The sequence below is a fragment of the Terrihalobacillus insolitus genome, assembly GCF_028416575.1.
Taxonomy (GTDB): domain Bacteria; phylum Bacillota; class Bacilli; order Bacillales; family Amphibacillaceae; genus Terrihalobacillus; species Terrihalobacillus insolitus.
Genome location: NZ_JAMQKB010000062.1, coordinates 1 through 1,027, shown reverse-complemented (window position 1 = coordinate 1,027; position 1,027 = coordinate 1). Strand labels below are relative to the sequence as shown.

Below are 1,027 nucleotides of genomic sequence, written 5' to 3'. Positions count from 1 at the left end.
TTACGCTGCACAATTTGTGCAATTAGTCCAAATCGGAAGGCTGCAATTTCATTCCTTAACGTTTCATCCATGGTTTTCCTCTCCGTTTCCTAAAAATAACTTACATCATTCATTATTTAGGAAAAGATTGGGGAGGGGTAGAGCCATATTTTGTGGAGTGATAAATAAGAAAATACCCATTTATTACCACATCAAGCTGACATCTACCTAGGCTGCAGTTACCACCATTCTTTTGTCGGTAGGAAAAGATTGATGGTCGAAATCAAATCCCCCTTTTTCGGAAGACGTCCATCAAAATAATAGTTAAGAAAAAATAAGCACTCTTCACTGGTCGTAACACCTTCTCTATACAAGATTATCAATTGTTCTTCAAAATGAAGTTCGTCTAGGACTTGACTTCTTAGGTTAACTATCCATTTTTGATAGAAATGCCCCATTTGTTTTTTCCACCGATATAAAGTCTTTAATGATACGACAGATGTGCCATAACTAGTTAACTGCTCAGGAAGACGTGAAACAGGGATATCGCTCAAAATCCACCGTCCAAAAAACTCACGAATATGATTGGCAAATCGTGCCCATGGCCTAACAAAAGATGGAATGAAAGAATAAGTTTTATTACAATCAGGACATCGTTTCCTGATGATCTTAATGATATAGGACTTAGACTTATGATGAACCACGCGCTTATAGCTACCATGCTTCCATAAAGGTCTGCCGCAACAGGGGGCGTCATATTCAAATTCAATATGATCGGATTTTATGTAGTGTTTGATAGAATGAGGATATTGTAGTATAATAGGCATAAGGTTATAGGAGTCAACTGTTCTAGCCGCCAAGCTTAGGAGACAGTTGACTTTTCCTTTCTAAATAATAAAAATCTTATAATAAAAAATGACAATAGCCGACAATCTCTGTAGCCATTATACCATGGCCACAGAGATTGTCGGCTATTTTATGTAAATTTATATGACAATTATCTTGGCTGAAACAGTTATTCTAAAGACAAAGGTTTAGGCCGCAAACA

At 36.8% G+C, this 1,027-nt stretch carries 1 protein-coding gene and 1 pseudogene; both read right to left on the bottom strand.

Annotated features, from left to right (window positions below; all coding sequences use genetic code 11):
* Positions 1-218: 218 nt before the first annotated feature.
* Positions 219-533: a hypothetical protein gene (locus tag NC797_RS18295; RefSeq protein WP_272438216.1), complete on the bottom strand. Its 315-nt coding sequence runs from the start codon at positions 531-533 to the stop codon at positions 219-221.
* 36 nt (positions 534-569) lie between these two features.
* Positions 570-806, bottom strand: a pseudogene (locus NC797_RS18500) (DUF6431 domain-containing protein); the annotation flags it as partial.
* Positions 807-1,027 lie beyond the last annotated feature (221 nt).